Genomic DNA, 2,585 nt, shown 5'->3' on the forward strand with positions numbered 1-2,585 from the left:
CGACACGCTGGTCCTGGTCGGCAGCAGCTACATCACCCTGACCGCCCAGGGGCTGGTGCTGAACGGGATCGAGACGGTCAGCTTCGACAATGACGCGGCGAGCCGCACCGTCGTCATCGACCAGGCGCTGAACCTCGCCTTCGGGCTGAGCGGCAGCAACAGCGTTTCCACGGCCGTGGCGGCCCTCGACCTGTCGGGCAAGAGCCTGACCGGGGTCGATGCGCTCGCCTCCACCAGCGACACCGGCACCGCCTTCCGGCTGGCCGCAAACCAGATCGGCAGCGGCAAGGTGGCCTCGGTCACCGGCGGCAGCGGCAGCGGCGACAGCCTGCGCGTGGACGGGAAGGCCATCGATTTCAGCAGCCTGACCCTGTCGGGCATCGAGACCCTGTCCAACCAGCAGGCGGGCGGCGGCATCGCCGTCACCGACACCGTCCTGGCCGGCATCACCGCCATCAGCGGCAATGCCGGCTGGATCAGCAGCAATGGCAGCTATGATGTCAGCTCGCTGACCCTGAGCGGCATCACCAGGCTGAATTCCACCAGCACCGGCGGTCCGGTCACCCTCACCGTCGATGGCGGCCAGTTCGGCAGCGGCAGGATCACCGAGATCACCGCCCAGGCCGGCGCCGACGTGACCCTGGCGACGGGCAGCGCCAGCCTGGACCTGTCCGGCGTCAGCCTGGGCAATGTCGACGCGCTGACCTCCAGCAACGCCAGCGGCACCGCCTTCCGGCTGGCCGAGAGCCAGATCGGTAGCGGCAAGGTGACCTCGGTCACGGGCGGCAGCGGCAGCGGCGACAGCCTGCGCGTGGACGGGACGGCCGTCGATCTCACCAGCCTGACGCTCAGCGGCATCGAGCGCTTCGAGAACCAGAGCAAGGGCGGCAATCTCACCGTCGGGCAGGCCGCCTTCGACATGGCCAAGGCCTTCACCGGCACTGACGGCACGCTCTCCTTCACCGCGGCGGTCACCGACATCGACCTGACGACCCGGACCCTGACCGGCATCACCACGCTGCTGACCCAGGCGGCCGGCGGCAGCGTCACGATCACCCTCAAGGGCGATCAGGTCGGCAGCGGGGCCCTCCAGAATGTCGGCGCCCCCGACAGCGCCGATGTCAGCCTCAAGGTCACCGGCGGCAGCTTCGATGCCAGCGGCCTGGTCCTGACCAACATCGACCTGATCACCACCGACAGCACGACCGGGGTGAACTTCCTCGGCAGCGGCAGCAACGACCGTATCCGCGGCGGCGCCGGCAACGACACGATCTCGGGCAACACCGGCACCGACACGCTGGAGGGCGGCGGTGGCGAGGACGTGTTCGTCCTCTCCGGCCCGGATTTCGGTCTTCTCGGCACCACCCGCATCACGGATGCGGATAGCGGCGACATCATCCGCATCACCGGGTCGAACTTCGCCGCCGGGGCCGTCACCAAGGGCGACGGCAGCGGGCTCCTGGCGAACCAGATCCATGTCGAGGCTGTCGGCGGCGGCGTCACCCGCCTGCATGTCGGCATCGACGGGGATGCCGGCGCCGATCTGACGATCAATCTCGACGGCGCCTACACGGCCGACAATTTCAAGACCAGCGGCAGCGACATCACGGTCAGCCTGAACCAGACCCCCGTGATCACCGCCCCGGCGACCAGCACGCTGGCGGAGAACGCGACCGCGGTGACGCTGGGCACGATCAGCCTCGCCGACAGCGACAACGACGCCCAGACGGTGACGCTGTCGCTGGGCAGCGGCAGCTTCGCCATCGACACCACGGCCCTGACCGTGGTCAGCGACGACACCGGCACCGGCCGCACCCTGGTGGTCTCGGGCAGCCTCGGGGCCCTGAACACGGCCCTGGCGGGGCTCACCGTCACGCCGGTTCCCAACACGACCGGCACCGTCGGCTTCAGCATCGCCACGCAGGACGGCAAGGGCGGAACGGACAGCAGGACGATCACGCTCACGCTCAGCGACGTCGATCCCGTGCTGGCGCCGCAGAGCTTCACCGTGGCGGAGAACAGTGCCGCCGGCACCGTGGTCGGCAGCGTGGTCGCCAGCGGCGACAGCAACGGGCTGATCTGGTCGATCAGCGGCGGCACGGGGGCCGGCCTGTTCACGATCGACGCGGCCAGCGGCCAGATCAAGGTCGCCCCGGGGGCGGTCCTCGATTTCGAGACCACGGCCAGCTACACCCTGACGGTGGCGGTCGATGACGAGGACGCGGACACCACCGCCGATGCCACGACCACGGTGACCATCACCCTCGGCGACGTGGACGAGACCCCGGTCACGCCGCCGCCGCCGGTCCCGGTGGTGATCCCGCCGTCGCCGCCGACCCCGCCGCTGCCGCCGGCCCCGCCGCCGACCCCGGTGCTGCCGGCGCCGCCGCCGGTGGTCCCGGCGACCGGAACGACGACGGAGGACGGGGTCTCGGTGGGCCGCGGCAGCGGCAGCGACAGCCTGACCGGACGGACGGTCGAGCAGGTCGTGGTGGCGCCGGTTCCGACCAGCCGCCAGGATGTGACCGGCACGCCGACGGCCAATGCCGACATCCGGCTGGGCGGCAGCGTCACGGCGCCGGTCC

At 70.7% G+C, this 2,585-nt stretch carries 1 protein-coding gene; it reads left to right on the plus strand.

All coding sequences use genetic code 11. From position 1 onward, the window contains the following. On the plus strand, positions 1-2,585 hold a 2,585-nt coding region (locus tag ACFQPS_RS00005), incomplete at both ends, for a beta strand repeat-containing protein (RefSeq protein WP_377355362.1).

It is taken from the genome of Rhodocista pekingensis (genome assembly GCF_042665545.1).
Lineage (GTDB): Bacteria > Pseudomonadota > Alphaproteobacteria > Azospirillales > Azospirillaceae > Rhodocista > Rhodocista pekingensis.